Raw genomic sequence first — 18,282 nt, forward strand, 5'->3', positions numbered from 1 at the left:
GATCAGTTCCAGACATCCAGCTGGAATAACTTGCGGTGCTCTTCGATGGCGAAGCGGTCGGTCATTCCGGCAATGTAATCACATACCACACGGCCCCGTCCGGCCGGATCGCGGTTCTGGGCTCGGGCGAACCACTCTGTCGGCATGACATCAGGCTCGGCCATGAACAGTTGGAACATTTCAGCCAGGATCCGCCGCGCCTGGCTGCGGGTCCGGTTGACCCGCCAGTGGCGGTACATGCGGCTGAGCAGGAACTCCCGCAAAGCGCCGAGATCCTCCAGCATGTCCCTGGAGAAAGCCACCACCGCATGATCCAGGTGGCGAACAGAGTCGGCGGTGTCGACCTTGGCCGCCGCCACCCGGCGGCCTGTCTCGGCGATCACGTCGTCAGCCATGACGCCGATCATCCGCCGCACAGCCTCCATGCGGATGATCACCGGGTCGATGTCGGGATATTCCTGGAAAACCCCATGCAGGATCGGCCCGATCAACGGCACGTCCAGCAATTCCTTCAGATGGAAGATCCCGGCGGCGACGCCATCGTCCACATCATGATTATTGTAGGCGATGTCATCGGCCAGGGCGGCCACCTGGGCCTCGGCGGACGCCCAGGTGCCCAGACCCAGGTCATAGCCCTTGTCGAAATCCACCACGGCCTTCCAGGAGGGCTTGGAGAGTTTCTCCGTCACCGGCCCATTGTGCTTGATGATGCCTTCCAGGGTTTCCCAGGTCAGGTTCAGGCCGTCCCAGCGCGGATAGCGACGCTCGAGTTTGGACACCACGCGGAAGGTCTGGACGTTGTGATCAAAGCCGCCAAAGGCTTCCATCTGGTTATCCAGCTCGTCCTCGCCGGCATGGCCAAAGGGCGGATGCCCCAGGTCGTGGGCCAGGGCGATGGTTTCAGCCAGGTCTGCTTCCAGCCCCAGGGCGGTGGCGAGAGTGCGGGCCACCTGGGCGACTTCCAGCGAGTGGGTCAGGCGCGTACGGTAGTGATCGCCTTCGTGGGCGACGAAGACCTGGGTCTTTTCCTTCAGGCGTCGGAAGGCGGTGGAATGGATGATCCGGTCGCGGTCCCGGGCGAAGGGCGTGCGGGTGCGGCTTTCAGGCTCGGCAATCTTCCGTCCCCGCGACTTTGCGGCGTCTTCGGCGAAAGGAACGCGTGGAATGACCATTCAATCCTGCACAAATGAATTTGACCCCTTGGTGAGGGCTGCTTAGGCACACATATAGGCTAGAAGTGAAGATAACGCAGCCATGACCCAACCTGACCTGACCCTGACCCCCGCCGCAGCCAGGCGGATCGCCGCCATCGGCGCCGCCGAAGGGCGGTCCGTGATGCTGCGCGTTGCGGTCGAAGGCGGCGGCTGTTCCGGCTTCCAGTACCAGTTCGATCTGGTGGAGGCCGCCAATCAGGACGACATCAGGGTCGAGCGCGACGGCTCAGCCGCCCTGGTGGACGAGATGAGCCTGGTCCTACTCAAGGGCTCGGAGATCGACTTCGTGGACGAGTTGGCCGGAGCTGAATTCCGGATCCGCAATCCCAACGCCAAGTCCAGCTGCGGCTGTGGGGTGAGCTTCTCGATCTAGCTCATCCCCGCCCCAGCCTGAGCCTGACCTACTTGGACGGCTCGAGCTTGGAGTTCAGGACCCAGCCGGTGTTGTCGTTCTCGTCGGCCACTTCCCACCACATGCCGTTCTTGGCGCCCGTCGGATAGACGGTGGCGCCGACCGGCAGATTGCGGACCAGGGCCGCCTTGGGGTCCGGGCCCTTGCGCAGGTTCAGGGGTGCGATGGCGACAAAGGTCTTGGAGGGCGCCGCCTGGGCCGGGGGCGGGCCATCGCCCAGCAGGCCCAGCTCACCGACCATCTTCGAATAGGCCTGGATGAAGGCCAGGGTGACGATCCGGCCGGTATCGGTGTCTTCATAACCGCCGCCGACCACGCCGCCGAAGCCGCCAAATCCCCCCAGACCGCCGCCGGCGCCCCAGGACACGTCAGTTTTGGCCGCATAGCCGTCCTGCACCGAAACGGTTTCAGTGGTCCGGACATTGGTCAGGGAGAGGACGGTGTTAGCTTCCAGCTTGCGGGTCTTGATGCCGCCTACCAGACCGCCCACCCGGCCACCGATCAGCGCGCCGGCGATCCCGGCCACGGCGGAACCACCGGCATTGCCGTTCTGGGCCTGGACTTCCGCCACCAGGACATAGTCCGCCGCCTTGATCTGGCCCTTGCCGACATTGGAGCCGCGCTGCAGGCCCAGGGACCCGCCAATGTCACGCTCGGTCGCCGCCGCGTTGAGGCCCGCGCCACGGTCCACCAGATTGAAACAGCCCGACTTCTGCACGAGGACCTTCAGCAGCTTTTCAGGTGGGGCCAGGTTGAACTGTGTCCAGCCATAGGGATCGTCGCCATTGGCGATGGACACCGTCCCGAGCTTACGGGTGCAACGGGGAATGTCAGAGACCGCCGCTTCCTGCATCTTCTGGGCATTGCTGGGCTTTGCTGGTTTTGGCTGGGCGAGTCCGACGCTCGGCGCAGCTGAAACCAGGGCGGCGCTCAGCAGAAGCATGCGGGCGGAAACGGACATGAGAAGACTCCCCAGGAAAAACAGCTTTAACCAAGTCTACGTCCCGACCGCACAGAAGTTAAGCCGCCTGTGCGCGACATATTGCTCAGGATCGCAGAGCCTCGAACCACCGCCCCAGCATCTGCGCCTCGAGGGCCAGCCTGGCCGTCCGCTCCGCGGCCTCCTCGTCTATGCCCCACTTCTCTTCCTGGAAGGCCTCGTCCACCCGGCTGACGGCATAGGTCTCCTCACCTGACATCCAGCCCCGCGACAGGGCCAGGGTCAGGACAGCAGATCCGAACAGGGGCGCGCCAAAGGCCAGCCCCGCCAGCCCGAAATCGTCATGCTGCAGGGCCAGGGCCTTCACCCCCGAAAGTGTCGGCTCAGGCTGGGATTGATGTCGGACTCCCGCGGCCCGGACAAAGGAGAGGCCCAGTTCGGACTCGGCGCGCTGGAGAACCGGCTCCCACGCCTCGGCCTGGCGGGCCACGAGCGCGCTGGGCGCCTCGGCGAAGTAGCAGATCAGGTCAGATCCCGCATAGTCGGCGAACTGCTGGGCCACCTGGTCCCGGACGGGCGGAATGGCCTCGATCGCCGTGAAGCCCAGCCGGCTAGCGTTCATGCCGGCAAGTTCGATGAACTCGCCCTGCCCAGCCCATTCCGCAGCCATCATCTGCGCGAGGGCTTCGGTCGGCGCGGTCAGTCTGGCGCCCTTGGACGACCTGGGGCTGCGACCGTCCAGCAGGACCTGAAATCCGGTCTCGCCAGGCTCCACCGTCACGGTCGAATAGAACCGCTTGGGCTTTTCCCCGGGTTCGTGAAATCCTCTTTGCGCCACGCAACATCCTCCGATCCGACAAAATGCGGACCCATTGCCGTGGAAATGAAGGGTCAGCGCGATTTAGGCAAGGAGCCAGCCATGGCCGACGAGGACCTTGAGGCCGCCATAGCCCTGACCCGGTTCGGCATGGGCGCGCGGCCAGGTGAATTGGCGCAGGTGCGATCTGACCCGAAAGGCTGGCTGCAGGGCCAGATCCGAAGGGAGGGCGCCGACCAGCCTCAAACCAGTCCGGCCACCACACAGGAGAGAATTGCCGAGTACCGGGAGTTCGGGGAAGCCAAGAAGCAGGCCAAGACCGCTGGCGAAACGCCTGAGGGTCGAGACCCTGTGAAAATGGCTCAGAAGAAGCTGCGGGAAGAAACAGGGGGCGACTTTGCCGCCCGGGCCCAGCTCGCCGCCACCACCGACGCGGGCTTTCGGGAACGCTGGACCCTGTTCTGGGCCAATCACTTCACGGTCAGCGCCACCAAGCTGGCGACAGCGACCCTGGTCGGCCCCTTTGAGCAGGAAGCCATCCGCCCTCACGTCTTTGGCCCCTTCACCGCCCTCCTGGGCGCCGCAGAAACCCATCCGGCCATGCTGCTCTATCTGGACCAGGCCCAGTCGATTGGCCCGGACAGTCCTGCAGCCACATTTATCCGCAGACCCCGACCCATGGGCGTGGGGCAGCAGGACCTGGCCAGAAAGGTCCGGGCGCCTGGCCTGAATGAAAACCTCGCCCGCGAAATACTGGAACTGCACACGGTCGGCGTGAATGGCGGCTACACCCAGACCGATGTCACTGAATTCGCCCGGGCCATGACCGGTCTGTCCATTGGCGGCCTGCGGGAAGGCCCGGCGACCATGGGCGCAACAATCTTCCGGGCTCAGACCCACCAGCCGGGCGACCGGACGGTCATGGGTGTTCGCTATCCCTCCGGCGGCAAGGAGCAGGCCGGCGCCATACTCACAGACCTTGCCGCCAGGCCGCAGACAGCGCGGTTCATCTGCACCAAGCTCGCCCGGCACTTTGTGGCCGATGATCCGCCTCCAGCCCTGATCGAACGCCTGACCAGGACCTGGATGAACTCCAATGGCGACCTCTCCCGGGTGGCCGCAGCCTTGATCAGCGCGCCAGAGGCCTGGGATCCACGCCCGGCCAAGTTCAAGACCCCCTATGAATTCCTGATTTCCAGCTGGCGGGCGGCCGGGGGCAGTCCAAAAGACATCACGGCCCTGGCGCCGACCCTGACCGCCATGGGCCAGAAGCCTTTCGCCCCACCCTCTCCCAAGGGTTGGCCAGAGGACGCCACATCCTGGGCGGCGCCGGACGCCCTGGTCAAACGCATGGCCTGGGCGCAGAAATTCGCCGATCGGGCCGCCGCGGATCGTGATCCGCGGGTCCTGGCCATGGACGCCCTGGGCGCCCGCCTGCAGCCAGAGACAGCCACCATGATCGCCCGGGCCGAAAGCCGCGCCGAAGGCCTGGCCCTACTGCTGATGAGCCCGGAGTTTCTACGTCGATGAACATGCTCTCACGCCGTCAGGCCCTCATTTCAGCCGCAGGCCTTGGCCTTTCCCTGAACTTCCTGGCCCGCACCGCCGAAGCCGCGACATCCAGCCGCCGGCTGATCTTCATCAACTGTCGAGGGGCCATGGATGGCCTGTCTGTCGCCCCGCCTGTCGGCGATCCAGATTATCCAGACCTGCGCCGCGGACTTGTCCTGACCGACACGGCCCTGAAGCTGGACAGCGATTTCGGCCTGCACCCCGCCCTGACCTCGGTCTACGCCCTGGCGCAGGCTGGACAGGCGCGGATCGCTCCGGCCATCGCCACCCCTGACCGGGCCAGGTCCCATTTCGAAGCCCAGGACGTTCTGGAGAGCGGATCGTCTGTCGTCTACGGCGCAACAACCGGATGGCTGAACCGCGCCGTCGGCGCCCTTCAGGCCAGGGGCAGGCTCAATGCCCTGTCCATCGGCGCCACGGCCCCTCTGGTCATGAGGGGACCGGCCGAGGTCTCATCCTGGTCCCCAGGGGCACTGGTCAATCCGCAGGCGCGCCTGCCTGGCCTGCTCATGGACCTCTACCGTAACGATCCCCTGCTCGGCCCGGCCTTCGCCCGGGGCCTGGAAACTGAAGCCATGGCCCGGGAAGCCATGCGCGAGGATCTGGACATGAGCGCTGTCGCCCCCGCAGACCTCAAGGCCTATGCCAAGCAGGGCCAGGACGCTTCGCGGAAACTGGGCGACACCCTGGCCGATTTCATGAAGGCGCCCGGCGGCCCGCAGATCGCGGCGATCAGCCTCGACGGCTTCGATACCCACGCCAATCAGGCGGGTCTGATCGCCGCCCGGCTGGGAACACTCGACGCGGTCATTGACGGCATCCAGAAGGGCCTGGGCCCTGACTGGGCCAATACGGTGATCATTGTGGCCACAGAGTTCGGACGGACGGCCAGGGTCAATGGCACAGGCGGCACCGACCACGGTACGGCCTCCACGGCCATGGTCCTCGGCGGCGGGCTGAAGCGCGGGGGGGTGATAGGCGACTGGCCCACCCTCAAGAGTTCCGCCTTGTTCGAGAACCGTGACCTGGCCCCGACCCTGGACATGAGAGCCCTCTTCAAGGGCGCGTTGGCCGATCAACTGGGCCTGGACCGCCAGACCCTTGATACGGTCGTCTTCCCTGACAGCAGGTCGGTTACGCCCCTCAGCGGCCTGATTTAGCGGGCCGCTTGGCGAAGGGGTCAGGATCGGCCTCATGCTGGTCAAAGCCGAACTTGGCGAAGCCGGCCTTCATCTCCGGGCTAATCGGCGCTTCAAGCACCAGGGTCCCCCGGGACGGATGCGGCAGGCTGAGCCTGCGGGCGTGAAGCTGCAGTTTCAGCGGGCCGGACAGCTCGACGGACTCGGCGTTCTTGTACTTGGGGTCGCCCAGTATGGGGTGACCCATGGCCAGCATGTGGACCCGTAGCTGGTGGGTTCGGCCGGTGTGGGGACGCAGCGCCATCCAGGCGACACGGGCGCCGGCCCGGGAGATCATGGTGAACTCGGTCTCCGCAGCTTCCGCCCCCGGTTCCTTGGGCTGAGCGGGAACGACCATTTCCCGGTCCCCGACGCCCTTCTTGATCAGGGGCATTGAGAGAATGCCGTCCTGGGGGCGCGGGTGACCCATGACCAGGGCCCAGTAGGTCTTCTGCGCCTTGCGACGGGCAAAGGCGCCCGCCAGCTTTGCGGCGGCGCCGGGTGTCTTGCCCAGCACCAGAACCCCGGACGTGTCACGGTCCAGCCGGTGCACCAGACGGGGCCGATCCAGTCCCTCCCCCCAGGCGCTGAGCAGGCGATCGATATGGTGCTTGGTCTTGGTGCCGCCCTGCACGGCCAGACCCGCAGGCTTGTTGAGCACCAGGACTTCCTCGTCCTCAAAAAGGACCAGACTCTTGGCGAAGGCGGTGTCGCGGGAATCCAGCTGCTTGTCACGCTCTCCCGGGGCCGGAGCTTCTGGAAGGGGCGGCACCCGGATCTGGGCGCCTGCGGTCAGGCGGGTGTCGGGCTTGGCCCGGGCGCCGTCGACCCGGATCTGACCCGAGCGGGCCAGCTTCTGGATCTGGATATGGTTCAGATGGGGCCAGCGGCGCTTGAACCAGCGGTCGAGGCGTACGCCGTCTTCACCAGCGTCCACATGCAGGGTGCGGACTTCCTTCATGCGAAGACCCTCCGGGCCAGCAGCAGGCCGGCGAACACCGCGAGGACCGACAGCACCACGGAACTCACGGCATAGCCGGCGGCGGCCCCATAGGCCCTTCGCTCGATCATAAGTGCAGTTTCCAGGGAATAGGCCGAGAAGGTCGTGAAGCCGCCAAGGACCCCAACCTGAAGCAGCAGGCGCATGCGTTCCTGATCCGCGCCGCCCCGGAAAGTCAGGTATCCGGCAAGCAGACCGATCAGGGAGCCGCCGATAAGGTTTGCGGCGAAGGTGCCATAGGGCCAGCCTGGGCCGAACCAGCGCAGGGTCTGGCCGCCCAGGGCGTAACGCGCCACCGAGCCCACCGCTCCACCGAAGGCGACGAGAAGATACTTGTCCATGCGCCCCTTATGCGCCGGTCGGGGCTTCAGATCAAAGGGCGCTATCCCAGGGACAGGGCTTTGAGGATATCGGCCATGTCGGGGGGAGTTGGCGCTTCAATCCGCTGGCTTCCGCCACTGGGGTGGGGAAAGCGCAGGGCGGCGGCGTGCAGCATCAGCCGCGGCACAGGGACGCCATCCACCGCCAGAGCGCCGCCATAGCGGGCATCTCCCGCGATAGGTCGCCCTATGGAGGCCAGGTGGACCCGAAGCTGGTGCATCCGACCCGTTTGCGGCGCCAGGTCCAGCAGGGCTGCGGTGTCGGTCATGGTCAGTGTTCTGTAGCGGGTCTCGGCGGTCTCGGCGTCAGGATGGTCCGGAGCGCAGACCCGCATATAGGCCTCCCGCCCCGCCTCATCACGACGCAGTGGCTCGGTGATCAGACCTTCACGGGGGACTGGCGCCCCGGGGGTGACAATGGCGCGATAGGTCTTGGAAAACTTCCGCGCCATCATGGCCTTGCCCAGGAAACCTGCAGCGGGTTTGGTCCTGGCTGTGAGGATGACGCCGGAGGTGTCGCGGTCCAGACGGTGGATCAGGCGGGGCCTGGCCTTGCCCGGCTTGGCGAAGGCCCAGACCAGTTCATCAAGGGTATGCACCTGACCCCGGCCGCCCTGGCTGGACAGGCCTGCCGGCTTGTTCAGCGCCAGTATGTGGTTGTCCTGATAGATCACGAGGCTGTGGACGAAGGCGATCTCGTCGGGGGTAAGGACGATCACTTGGTATCCTTGCGCGCCTGGGCCCAGCGATCGAGGCGGTCCTTGATCTTGGCTTCAACCCCCTCGCCCTTGGGGTCATAGAACTTCCGCCGGGCCATGCCGTCCGGGAAATAGTTCTGGCCGGAAAAGCCGCCCGGGACATCGTGGTCATAGGCATAGCCCTGACCATAGCCCAGGTCCTTCATCAGCTTGGTGGGCGCATTGAGGATGTGGGCCGGGGGCGCCAGGGAGCCGGTCTCGCGGGCAGCTTTCCGGGCAGCGTTATAGGCGGCATAAACGGCGTTGGACTTGGGCGCGGACGCCAGATGGACCACGACCTGGGCCAGGGCGATCTCGCCCTCGGGACTGCCCAGAAAATCGTAGGCGTCCTTGGCGGCGTTGGCGAGCACCAGGGACATGGGATCAGCTTCGCCAATGTCTTCCATGGCTGCGCGGATCAGGCGCCGGGCGATGAACAGCGGGTCTTCGCCCCCATCCAGCATGCGGGCCAGCCAGTAGAGCGCCGCGTCGGGATCAGACCCCCGGATGGATTTGTGCAGGGCGGAAATGAGGTTGTAGTGCCCTTCCCGATCCTTGTCGTAAGCGGGACTGCGTTTCTGCAGGAAGAGCCCCAGGGCCCGGGGATCCAGAGGCTGGGCGGCGCCGACATTGAACAGGGTCTCAGCCAGCGTCAGAAGGTATCGACCGTCGCCATCGGCCATGGCGATCAGGGTGGCCCGCGCCTCAGGGTCCAGCGGCAGGGGTTTGGCTTCGTGGGCTTCGGCCTTGGCCAGCAGGGCTTCAAGGGCTTCCTCGTCCAGGCGCTTGAGCACATAGACCTGAGCCCGGGACAGCAAGGCGCCATTGAGTTCAAAGGACGGATTCTCGGTGGTCGCGCCGACAAGGGTGACAATCCCCTCCTCTACAAAGGGCAGGAAGCCGTCCTGCTGGGCGCGGTTGAAGCGGTGGATCTCGTCGACGAACAGCAGGGTCGACTGGCCGGCCGAACGGCGCACACGGGCCTGCTCAAAGGCCTTCTTCAGGTCGGCCACGCCGGAAAAAACCGCCGACAGCTGCTGGAATTCATAGCCCGCCGCCTTGGCCAGAAGGCGGGCGATGGTGGTCTTGCCGGTGCCAGGCGGTCCCCACAGGATCATCGAGGACAGGCGCCTGGCCGCCGCCATTCGCCCGATGGGCCCTTCAGGACCCAGCAGGTGATCCTGGCCGACCACATCGCCCAGGGTCTGGGGGCGCAGACGGTCCGCCAGCGGCGATGGCGCCTGCGGTGTCAGTCCCGCCGCTTCGAAGAGATCAGCCATGCCAAGCCTGTATCAGGGTTTGGCTCAGGTGCGGAAGGTCCCCGTGATTTCCTTGCCACCCCTGACAATGGTCACCTGCCATTGACCGCCCTGGGCTCCCAGGACCGAGCGCAGGTCGCTGACCGATCCTATGTCCCGTCCATTGACCTTCCTGATCAGGTCGCCGGGCTGAAGTCCGGCATTGAGCGCGAAGCCCCGGCCGATCTTCAACACCATGACGCCCTTGCCCAACAGGGGATCAAGGCCCAGTTCATCGGCGACGGCCGGCGAGAGGTTGACCACGGTTGCGCCGTCAAAGGGGTGCCGACCGCTAAGGGCCTGCTCGTCCCTTGCCGGGGTGGCTGGGGGGGCTTCAGCGCGGAAGCTGACGACCCTGTTGGCGTCTCCCCGGCGATAGGTAAGCTTGACCGTGTCGCCGGGTCTTACGGCGCCGACGGCATAGGACACTGTGGAGGCGTCGATGACAGGCTTGTCGTCGACAGCCGTTATCACGTCACCCTGCTTGAGCCCGGCACGGTCCGCCGGACCGCCTGGCCAGATGTCGGCCACCAGGGCGCCCTGGGGCGAAGGCAGGCCAAGGCTCTTGGCGATCTCACCGGTCACAGTCTGGGTATGGGCGCCCAGCCATGACCGCACCAGGGTGTGACCGCCGCCCGCAGCGGTCTCGACAATGCGTTTCACCATGGCTGCGGGCACGGCGAAACCGACGCCGGAAGACGAACCCGACCGCGAGACAATGAAGCTGTTCACGCCGATCAGATCGCCGTCCATGTCCACAAGGGCGCCGCCGGAATTGCCCGGATTGATAGCGGCGTCGGTCTGGATATAGGCCGTCACCGCCTCGCCATTGGGATCGGCTGTCCGGTCCAGCGCCGAGATGATGCCGTTGGTGACGGTCTGGCCAACACCGAAGGGGTCGCCAATGGCCAGAACCAGGTCGCCCACCTGGGCATCGCCAGAGTCATCAATGGCCAGGACCGGCAACCGTTCAGATCCCGCGTCGATCTTCAGGACGGCCAGGTCCAGTCGGGGATCAGAGAGCAGGACCTTGGCGGCGAACTCCCGACGGTCCGAAAGGGCCACGGTGATTTCCTGCCCGCCCTGGATGACGTGGTTGTTGGTGACAATGATCCCGTCGGATCGGACGATCACGCCCGATCCCAGAGAGCCCTCGATCCGGTTGCGGGGCGCACCCATGCCGAAGAACTCCCAGAAGGGATCATTTGGCGTTCGCACCAGGCGCTTGGACGAGATGTTCACCACGGCAGGCGCCGCCCGCTTCACCACGGGGGCGAAGGAAGCCTTCATGGTCAGGGCTTCACTGGGCGCGGCGCGGGTCGGCTGGGCCAGGGCTGGCTGCTGGGCGCTGGACCGCGACGATGGGTCTGAACAGGCGGCCAACAGGGCAATGGCGGGGATCAGGACGCGGTAGGCGCGCATGGAGTCTCCGGGAAACAGGAACATGGTCTCAGTGAACAGGGTTTTCTGGCGCAAAGATGGCGACGGGATCAATGGGTTGAAAGGCCCCGCCCCTCTTCCTGTCGCGAGATCCAGACCAGGGTCCAGGCTATGGCGCTCAGGACGGCCCCAGCCAGAATGGTCACGCCGGACCATCCCGGACCATGTCCCAGGCTGATGGCCCAGGCGAAGAGCTGGGTAAAAGCGATGGGGCCGAACAGGCCCGTCATGCTGCCGATTGACCCCATGGCGCCCTGCAGCCTGCCCTGCTCGTCGGGGTGCACCTTTGAGGTCATCAGGGCCTGAAGGGCCGGTCCGGCGATATTGGCCAGGATCATAGGAATATTGGCCAGCCAGAAGATCAGGCCCGTGGGCGCCAGGCCGACGGCGGCGAACCCCACCACCTGAAAGGCCAGTCCCGCCAGGACCGCGCGACGCTCGCCCAGCCTCCGGGCGACGCGGCTGGCCAGCTGGGTCTGGACCACGATATTGCCCACAGCCAGCACGCTGCAGAAGATCCCCAGGGCCATGGGGGTCCAGGTGTAGCGATAGGCGGTATAGAGCACGAAGACGCTGTTCATGGCCTGGGCGGCGAACCAGAGCATGAAGAAGACCACGCCCAGGATCAGCAGCCCTGACCTCTCCCTCAGGAGGGTCAGGCTGGACCAGGGGTTGGCCTGACGCCAGTTCAGGGGCGCGCGACGATCTTTCGGCAGGGACTCCGGAAGGACGAAAAGGCCGTAGACCCCATTGGCCAGGGCCACGGCTGCCGCCGCCCAGAAGGGCGCCCGGGGATCCATGGCTCCGAGCAGTCCGCCGATGGCCGGGCCAATGATGACCCCTGTCCAGGCCGCGGCGTTCAGCAGACCATATCGCTGGGTGCGTTCTTCGGGCGGCGTAATGTCGGCCACATAGGCCATGGCGGCGGTCTGGGCGCCCGCCGTAAGGCCACACAGGATCCTGGCCACCAGCAACCAGGCAAGGTTCGGCGCCAGGGCCGTAACCACCAGATCAAGGGCCAGCCCAAAGACCGAAATCAGAATGACTGGCCGCCGGCCAAACCGGTCCGACAACATGCCCAGAACCGGCGCCGCGAAGAACTGGGCCAGGGACCAGCCTGCAAAGAGGACGCCGACCCATCGGGCTGCGCCGGGCCGATCCCCGCCCAGCAATTGCTCGACCAGTCGCGGCAGGACGGGAAAGACGATGGTGTGGGAGACCACGTCCAGACAGACGGTCACGGCGATGAAGGCGAGGCCCGCCTGGCGGGCTGGCAGGGTTTCCTGCTGTGACATAGGGGAGAACTCGAATGGTCACCGGGCATGCCGGTTCAAAGGGGACCCGGCCTGAAGACAGGCCGACGCGGACGCTCTGGCGCGGGAAGTTTCCCTGCCGGGGGCGTCTAGGCTGTCATGGTCTCGACCTCGATCATGGGGTGAGCTTAACGCGCTCGCCCGATTTGACAAGATCAGGCTGTGGCGGTCGCCTCAACCCGGCTGGGCGCATGGCCGACCCTGATCGCCAGCAGGAAGGCGCTGAGCAGCAGCCCCGAAGCGATGAAGATCGGCAAGCCGGGCATGTGCAGGGTCCGGTCCTGATGGATGGCCCAGGCAAAGGTGCCGTTGAAGATCAGTGGGCCCAGGACAGAGCCAATGCCCTGCAGGGCCTGATTGGCCCCCTGCAGTTGCCCCTGCTCCTGAGGTCCGACCCGGCGGGTCATCAGACCCTGAAGGCCAGGCTGCAGGAAGTTGGTCAGGGCGAAGACCGGCGCTGAAGCCAGGTAATGCCATCCGTCTGAGGCCAGACCGTAGAGCAGGAAACCTGCGGCCCCGCCGAGAGTGCCGAGCAGCAGGGCGCCGCGCTCGCCGATCCGCTTGACCACGGGCCCGACGGCGAAGATCTGCACCAGGACCCCGAGAACGCCCGTGCCCATCAGAGTCAGGCCGATGATGTCGCTGGTCCAGTGATAGCGATAGCCAGCATAGAGTACGAAGATCGAAGGCAGGACCGTATGGGCCAGCTGGAACAGGAAGCCCACCGAAGACAGGCCGACCAGGTCGCGATGCACCCGCAGGAACGTCAGGGACCCGACGGGATTGGCCTTGCGCCAGTCGAACTTCTTGATCCGGTTTTCGGGCGCCAGGGACTCCGGCAGGATGAAGAAGCCATAGACCAGATTGACCGTGGTCATGGCCGCCGCCACCAAGAAGGGAATGCGAAGGGCGAAATCCCCGAAGATCGGCGTCATGGCCGGGCCTGCCAGGAAGCCGCCCAGCACCGGTCCGATCAGGAATCCGAAGCCGAAGGCCGAGCCCATATAGCCGAAGGTCTTGGCACGATCTTCCGGCGCCGTGACATCCGCCACATAGGCGTTGGCGGTGGAGAAGCTGGCCGAGGTTACGCCATTGATGATCCGGCCCACGAACAACCAGGCCAGGCTGGGTGCAAAGGCCATGAACAGGAAGTCGACGGCAAGGCCGAAGAACGAGATGAGCAGGACGGGCCGCCGTCCGATCCTGTCCGAAAGCATGCCCAGAACCGGGCCGCAGAACAGCTGCATCAGACCCCAGACCGAACCGAACAGGGCGTTCCACTGGGAGGCTGTAGCCGTATCTCCGTCCGAGAAATGCTTCATGAGCTGAGGCAAGACCGGGATCATGATCCCGAACGAAATCGAATTCATCAGCGCACAGGCGAAGATGAATCCAAAGGCGGCTGTCCTGCGGCGTCCCGCTTCGGTCGTCTGTGTCATGCCTTCCCTTACCTCAGGCTGGGGTGGGCGACAAACCTAGGCCGCCAGAACGCAAAAGCTGTCAGCAGGGTGCGCGCTATTTTTCCTTTGGCTTCAGGGCTGGACGCACGGGCGCAAGGCTGCCGTCACCGGGCTGCGCCACAATCCCCGCCAGACGGGCGATCAGGGGATAGACATCCACATTGTCGAAGGTCCGAAGGCGCACCCCTGCCCTGAATGCCGGACCGCTTGCCACAAAGACCGCCGCCATTTCCGGCGCATAGGGGTCAAAGCCGTGCGTCCCCTTCTCCCAGTTGCCCGGCTTGCGGGCGCGGCTGTTGATCGTCCATCCCGTATCCGGCAGGCAGAAGATCGGCGCGACCCGGGGATTGCGACCATAGTAGAAGCGGGCCGGAAACTGACCCCTGCGCCAGCAGGTCATGTGGACGTGTCGCCTCACCAGGGCCCTGTCCAGCAGGCCTTCCTGCCCCGGCAGGGGAACCAGGGTCATGAAGGCCCCGGCGCCCAGTGTCCGGAAGGTTCCTGCAGGAACAAGGTCTTCAATGTACAGTTGGCGGTCCTCGGAAATGGCGGCCATTCCATGGTCGGCGACTATGACGAAATTGACCTCCAACCCCCGCGACTTCAGACCTGACTCCAGACGCCCGATAGCGGCGTCAACCCTGGTCGCCGCAGCGTTCACCTCTGCAGAGTCCGGGCCGTAGGTATGGCCCATGGTGTCGACGTCATCAAAGTACAGGGTAATGAACTGCGGCCGCTGATCGGGCGGTAGATCGGCCCAGGCCAGGACCTGATCGACCCGGGACTCAGCGCTTTTTGACTGGTTGAAGGGCAACCACAGGCTGGGTCTGACACCCCTGACGTCGGCCTCTGATCCGGGCCAGAACATCGTAGCCGACCGCACGCCAGACTTCTCCGCCGTGACCCACAGGGGCTCGCCCTGATCCCACCAGCGTCGATCCACCACGGCCTCATGGTTGGACATTCTGAAGGAGACCCCGGGAATGGCGGGATCCTCCATATTGTTCTCGACAATCCCGTTACGGTCAGGCCGCAAGCCGGTGATGATGGCGTAGTGGTTGGGGAAGGTCTTGGAGGGGAATGACGGGCGCATGGCCCCCGAGGCGCCCCGCGCCGCCATGGCCGACATGGTCGGCGTAACCCCCCGCCCCAGATAGTCGGCCCGGAAGCCGTCAATCGAGATCAGTACGGTCAGGGGACGGGCTGACGCAGTCTGGGTCGCCAGAGCCAAGAATGCGAGGACGAGGAGCAGTTTTTTGCGCATGCCGATTCCTAACCGGAATTCGTGACACCTGCCTACATTCCAGAACGCAAAAACCCCGGATGTCGCCATCCGGGGCCTTGCAGGAAGATCCAGTGGATCAACCGAATTTATTCGTCGCCGAAGCTCGGAGCCTGCGACGGACCGGAGTCCTTGCCCTTTTCCGAAGGATCGCGATCCACGAACTCGATCACGGCCATGGCGGCGTTGTCGCCGTGGCGGAAGCCGGCCTTCAGGACGCGGGTGTAACCGCCCAGGCGGTCCTTGTAGCGCGGGCCGAGGGTGGCGAACAGCTTGCCGACCTGCTCGACGTCACGGACCTGGCTGATCGCCTGACGGCGAGCGTGCAGGCTGCCGCGCTTGGCAAGGGTCACCAGCTTTTCGACGACCGGACGCAGTTCCTTGGCCTTGGGCAAGGTGGTCACGATCTGCTCGTGCTTGATCAGGCTGGCCGCCATATTGGCGAACATTGCCGTCCGGTGAGCCGTGGTGCGGCCCAATTTGCGGTGCGCGGAACCGTGGCGCATGGGAAGTCTCTCCTAACAGGCGGGGCGTCTCGCGACGCGCCGCAGGGATTACATCTGGTCTTCGAACTTCTTGGCCAGCTCTTCGATATTCTCAGGCGGCCAGTTGGGCACGTCCATGCCGAGGTGCAGGTTCATGCCAGCCAGCACTTCCTTGATCTCGTTCAGGGACTTGCGTCCGAAGTTCGGGGTGCGGAGCATCTCGGCTTCGGTCTTTTGGATCAGATCGCCGATATAGACGATGTTGTCGTTCTTCAGGCAGTTGGCCGAACGGACGGACAGCTCCAGCTCGTCGACCTTCTTGAGAAGGGCCGGGTTGAAGGGCAGTTCCGGCTTGGACTCGCCTTCCACCTTCTTCTTGGGCTCTTCGAAGGTGATGAAAATCTGCAGTTGGTCCTGGAGGATGCGGGCGGCGTAGGCCACCGCGTCCACCGGCGAAATGGCGCCGTTGGTTTCAACTTCCATGACCAGCTTGTCGTAGTCGAGGCTCTGGCCCTGACGGGTCGGCTCAACGCGATAGGCGACGCGCTTGACCGGCGAATAGAGGCTGTCCACGGCGATCAGGCCGATGGGCGCATCTTCCGGACGGTTCTGCTCGGAGGGCACATAGCCCTTGCCGTTCTGGACCGTGAACTCCATGCGCACCGTAGCGCCGTCGTCCAGGGTGCAGAGCACGTGGTCAGGGTTCAGGACTTCGATTTCAGAGCCGGTGTCAATCTGACCGGCGGTCACGGCGCCGGGGCCGGTTGCGCGCAGGGTCATGCGGCGCGGGCCTTCGGTGTGCATCCGAAGGGCCATCTGCTTGATGTTCAGCACGATGTCGACGACGTCTTCACGGACGCCTTCGAGCGAGGAGAACTCGTGGACCGCGCCGTCGATCTGCACGGCCGTCACAGCGGCGCCTTGCAGGGAGGACAGCAGAACGCGACGCAGGCTGTTGCCCAGGGTCACGCCAAAGCCGCGCTCAAGAGGTTCAGCAATCAGACGCGCCTTGCGGTTGGCGTCAGCGCCGAGCTCAATGAGCGGCTTTTCGGGACGGGTAAGCTCGTTCCAATTTCTCTCGATCACGGATAGGTGTCCCTCGAACGCAGGATCGCCGGACGCGACATACGCGGTCCGGCGTGGGAGTATTGCGGTGCTTACGTACTCTAGACGCGCCGGCGCTTGGGCGGCCGGCAACCGTTGTGCGGAATGGGGGTCACGTCCCGGATGGTCGTGATGGTCATTCCCACAGCCTGCAGAGCACGCAGCGCCGATTCACGGCCCGAACCCGGACCAGAAACGTTGACCTCAAGGGTCTTCACGCCGTGCTCCGCAGCCTTGCGGCCTGCATCTTCCGCCGCCATCTGGGCTGCGTAGGGAGTCGACTTCCGAGAACCCTTGAAACCCATCATGCCGGCCGAGGACCACGAGATCGTGTTGCCCTGGGCGTCGGTGATGGTGATCATGGTGTTGTTGAACGAGGCGTTCACGTGCGCCACGCCCGAAGTGATGTTTTTGCGTTCGCGCCTTTTGACGCGTGCCGGTTCCTTGGCCATCGCTGAGCTCTCTTACTTCTTCTTGCCGGCGATCGGCTTGGCCGGGCCCTTGCGGGTCCTGGCGTTGGTGTGGGTGCGCTGACCACGGACCGGGAGGCCCTTACGGTGACGCAGACCGCGATAGCAGGCCAGATCCATCAAACGCTTGATGCTGACCGCCGTCTCACGGCGAAGGTCGCCTTCCACCGTGTAGTCACGGTCGATGGTTTCACGGATTTGCAGCACTTCGGCGTCAGTGAGCTGGTTGACGCGGCGAGCCGCCTCAATTCCAACCTTGCTGACAATCTCGGCGGCCTTAGCCTGACCGATGCCATGGATGTACTGCAGCGCGATGACGACGCGCTTGTTAGTCGGGATGTTTACGCCGGCGATACGGGCCACGTCTGGTATTCTCCTGGTCACGCAGAGATGCGCGAACAACGCCCCGGCCAGGAATTCGGCCAGCACGTCCCTCGCGCTTTTCGCGGAAGCGGCCCGTTATAGGGATAGTTGCGTTTCCGTCAATGCCGCTCTTTAGCAGAACTGAAGGAATCCGCACCCAACCCTGGGCCGAACCCGCATGTTTGGCTCTAGGACCCCTTCAGAGCCGCTTCAATCGCAGCAGAGACGGCTTCCACCGTGCCCATGCCATCGACTTCCACCAGCTTCTTCTGGTCCTTGTAGTAGGGCAACAGGGGCGCCGTCTGGTCGTTATAGGCCGCCAGGCGCACCTTGAAGCTGTCGGGATTGTCGTCGGGGCGCCCCGACTCAGCGAATCGACCAGCGATGCGCGTCATCAGCGCTTCATCGTCCACCTTGAGCCGGATCACCAGATTGATGGGACGACCACGCTTGGCCAGCATGGCGTCCAGGGCTTCAGCCTGGGCCAGGGTCCGGGGGAACCCGTCAAAGATGGCCCCGCCGGCGGCTTCAGCCTCTGGAAGGCGATCCTCGATCAGGGCGATGACGATCTCGTCGGTCACCAGCTCACCGCGCTGCATCACGCCTTCGACGCGCTTGCCGAGCTCCGAACCCGAAGCAATGGCGGCGCGCAGCATGTCACCGGTGGAAAGCTGGACCATCTTGCGGTCCTCCACCAGACGCTTGGCCTGGGTTCCCTTGCCCGCGCCGGGCGGTCCGAACAGGATCAAATTCATCGCTTAAATGTCCCCTCCCCGCCTTACCCATCCCCGTGGGCGGCGAAAAAATGTCGCGACAG

General features: G+C 64.9%; 19 protein-coding genes. 3 read left to right on the plus strand and 16 right to left on the minus strand.

Annotation, left to right across the window (positions count from 1 at the left end; all coding sequences use genetic code 11):
• Positions 1-2: 2 nt before the first annotated feature.
• Complete coding sequence (locus CFE28_11835; protein OYU70618.1) at positions 3-1,172, minus strand: deoxyguanosinetriphosphate triphosphohydrolase; 1,170 nt, start codon at positions 1,170-1,172, stop codon at positions 3-5.
• Positions 1,173-1,254: 82 nt separating this feature from the next.
• Between CFE28_11835 and CFE28_11840 the strand changes: the two genes are divergently transcribed.
• Complete coding sequence (locus CFE28_11840) at positions 1,255-1,587, plus strand: iron-sulfur cluster assembly accessory protein (protein ID OYU70619.1); 333 nt, start codon at positions 1,255-1,257, stop codon at positions 1,585-1,587.
• A 28-nt stretch (positions 1,588-1,615) separates the two neighbouring features.
• Here CFE28_11840 and CFE28_11845 read toward each other — a convergent pair whose 3' ends face one another.
• Complete coding sequence (locus CFE28_11845) at positions 1,616-2,587, minus strand: curli production assembly/transport component csgg (GenBank protein ID OYU70620.1); 972 nt, start codon at positions 2,585-2,587, stop codon at positions 1,616-1,618.
• An 85-nt stretch (positions 2,588-2,672) separates the two neighbouring features.
• A complete protein-coding gene (locus CFE28_11850; GenBank protein OYU70621.1) occupies positions 2,673-3,404 on the minus strand; it encodes an ATPase in 732 nt (243 codons plus the stop codon).
• A 45-nt stretch (positions 3,405-3,449) separates the two neighbouring features.
• On the opposite strand from CFE28_11850, the gene CFE28_11855 reads away from it, so the two are divergent.
• Positions 3,450-4,913 carry a hypothetical protein gene (locus CFE28_11855; GenBank protein OYU70622.1) on the plus strand — a complete coding sequence of 488 codons (1,464 nt, stop codon included), beginning with the start codon at positions 3,450-3,452 and terminating at the stop codon, positions 4,911-4,913.
• Positions 4,910-6,115 (plus strand): hypothetical protein, encoded by a 1,206-nt coding sequence (locus CFE28_11860; protein ID OYU70623.1) that lies wholly within the window; start codon positions 4,910-4,912, stop codon positions 6,113-6,115. Before CFE28_11855 ends, CFE28_11860 begins: the two co-directional genes overlap by 4 nt.
• Here the strand turns inward: CFE28_11860 and CFE28_11865 are convergent.
• The 13 genes from CFE28_11865 to CFE28_11925 form a co-directional block, all read right to left on the minus strand.
• Entirely contained in the window at positions 6,099-7,094 is a 996-nt protein-coding gene (locus CFE28_11865) for an RNA pseudouridine synthase (protein OYU70624.1), read from the minus strand. The two genes, CFE28_11860 and CFE28_11865, sit on opposite strands and share 17 nt — an antisense overlap.
• A complete protein-coding gene (locus CFE28_11870; GenBank protein OYU70625.1) occupies positions 7,091-7,474 on the minus strand; it encodes a camphor resistance protein CrcB in 384 nt (127 codons plus the stop codon). Before CFE28_11870 ends, CFE28_11865 begins: the two co-directional genes overlap by 4 nt.
• 41 nt (positions 7,475-7,515) lie before the next feature.
• Positions 7,516-8,259 carry an RNA pseudouridine synthase gene (locus CFE28_11875; protein OYU70626.1) on the minus strand — a complete coding sequence of 248 codons (744 nt, stop codon included), beginning with the start codon at positions 8,257-8,259 and terminating at the stop codon, positions 7,516-7,518.
• Entirely contained in the window at positions 8,229-9,530 is a 1,302-nt protein-coding gene (locus CFE28_11880) for an AAA family ATPase (GenBank protein OYU70627.1), read from the minus strand. The genes CFE28_11875 and CFE28_11880 overlap by 31 nt, the downstream gene beginning before the upstream one ends.
• 24 nt (positions 9,531-9,554) lie before the next feature.
• Entirely contained in the window at positions 9,555-10,970 is a 1,416-nt protein-coding gene (locus tag CFE28_11885) for a serine protease (protein ID OYU71689.1), read from the minus strand.
• A gap of 68 nt (positions 10,971-11,038) precedes the next feature.
• A complete protein-coding gene (locus CFE28_11890) occupies positions 11,039-12,283 on the minus strand; it encodes a tetracycline resistance MFS efflux pump (GenBank protein OYU70628.1) in 1,245 nt (414 codons plus the stop codon).
• A 173-nt stretch (positions 12,284-12,456) separates the two neighbouring features.
• Positions 12,457-13,740, minus strand: a complete 1,284-nt coding sequence (locus CFE28_11895) for a tetracycline resistance MFS efflux pump (GenBank protein OYU70629.1) — start codon at positions 13,738-13,740, stop codon at positions 12,457-12,459.
• Between the two features lie 76 nt (positions 13,741-13,816).
• A complete protein-coding gene (locus tag CFE28_11900; protein ID OYU70630.1) occupies positions 13,817-15,025 on the minus strand; it encodes an alkaline phosphatase family protein in 1,209 nt (402 codons plus the stop codon).
• Positions 15,026-15,132: 107 nt separating this feature from the next.
• The gene (locus tag CFE28_11905; GenBank protein OYU70631.1) at positions 15,133-15,549 is read right to left on the minus strand and encodes a 50S ribosomal protein L17; all 417 of its coding nucleotides are present in this window, start codon (positions 15,547-15,549) and stop codon (positions 15,133-15,135) included.
• A gap of 48 nt (positions 15,550-15,597) precedes the next feature.
• Complete coding sequence (locus CFE28_11910; GenBank protein OYU70632.1) at positions 15,598-16,614, minus strand: DNA-directed RNA polymerase subunit alpha; 1,017 nt, start codon at positions 16,612-16,614, stop codon at positions 15,598-15,600.
• A gap of 80 nt (positions 16,615-16,694) precedes the next feature.
• Entirely contained in the window at positions 16,695-17,084 is a 390-nt protein-coding gene (locus CFE28_11915) for a 30S ribosomal protein S11 (GenBank protein ID OYU70633.1), read from the minus strand.
• A gap of 12 nt (positions 17,085-17,096) precedes the next feature.
• Positions 17,097-17,465: a 30S ribosomal protein S13 gene (locus CFE28_11920; protein OYU70634.1), complete on the minus strand. Its 369-nt coding sequence runs from the start codon at positions 17,463-17,465 to the stop codon at positions 17,097-17,099.
• A gap of 188 nt (positions 17,466-17,653) precedes the next feature.
• Positions 17,654-18,220, minus strand: coding sequence for an adenylate kinase (locus tag CFE28_11925; GenBank protein ID OYU70635.1), 567 nt, complete (start codon positions 18,218-18,220; stop codon positions 17,654-17,656).
• Between the last annotated feature and the right edge of the window lie 62 nt (positions 18,221-18,282).

Source organism: Alphaproteobacteria bacterium PA2 (genome assembly GCA_002256425.1).
Taxonomy (GTDB): domain Bacteria; phylum Pseudomonadota; class Alphaproteobacteria; order Caulobacterales; family Caulobacteraceae; genus Phenylobacterium.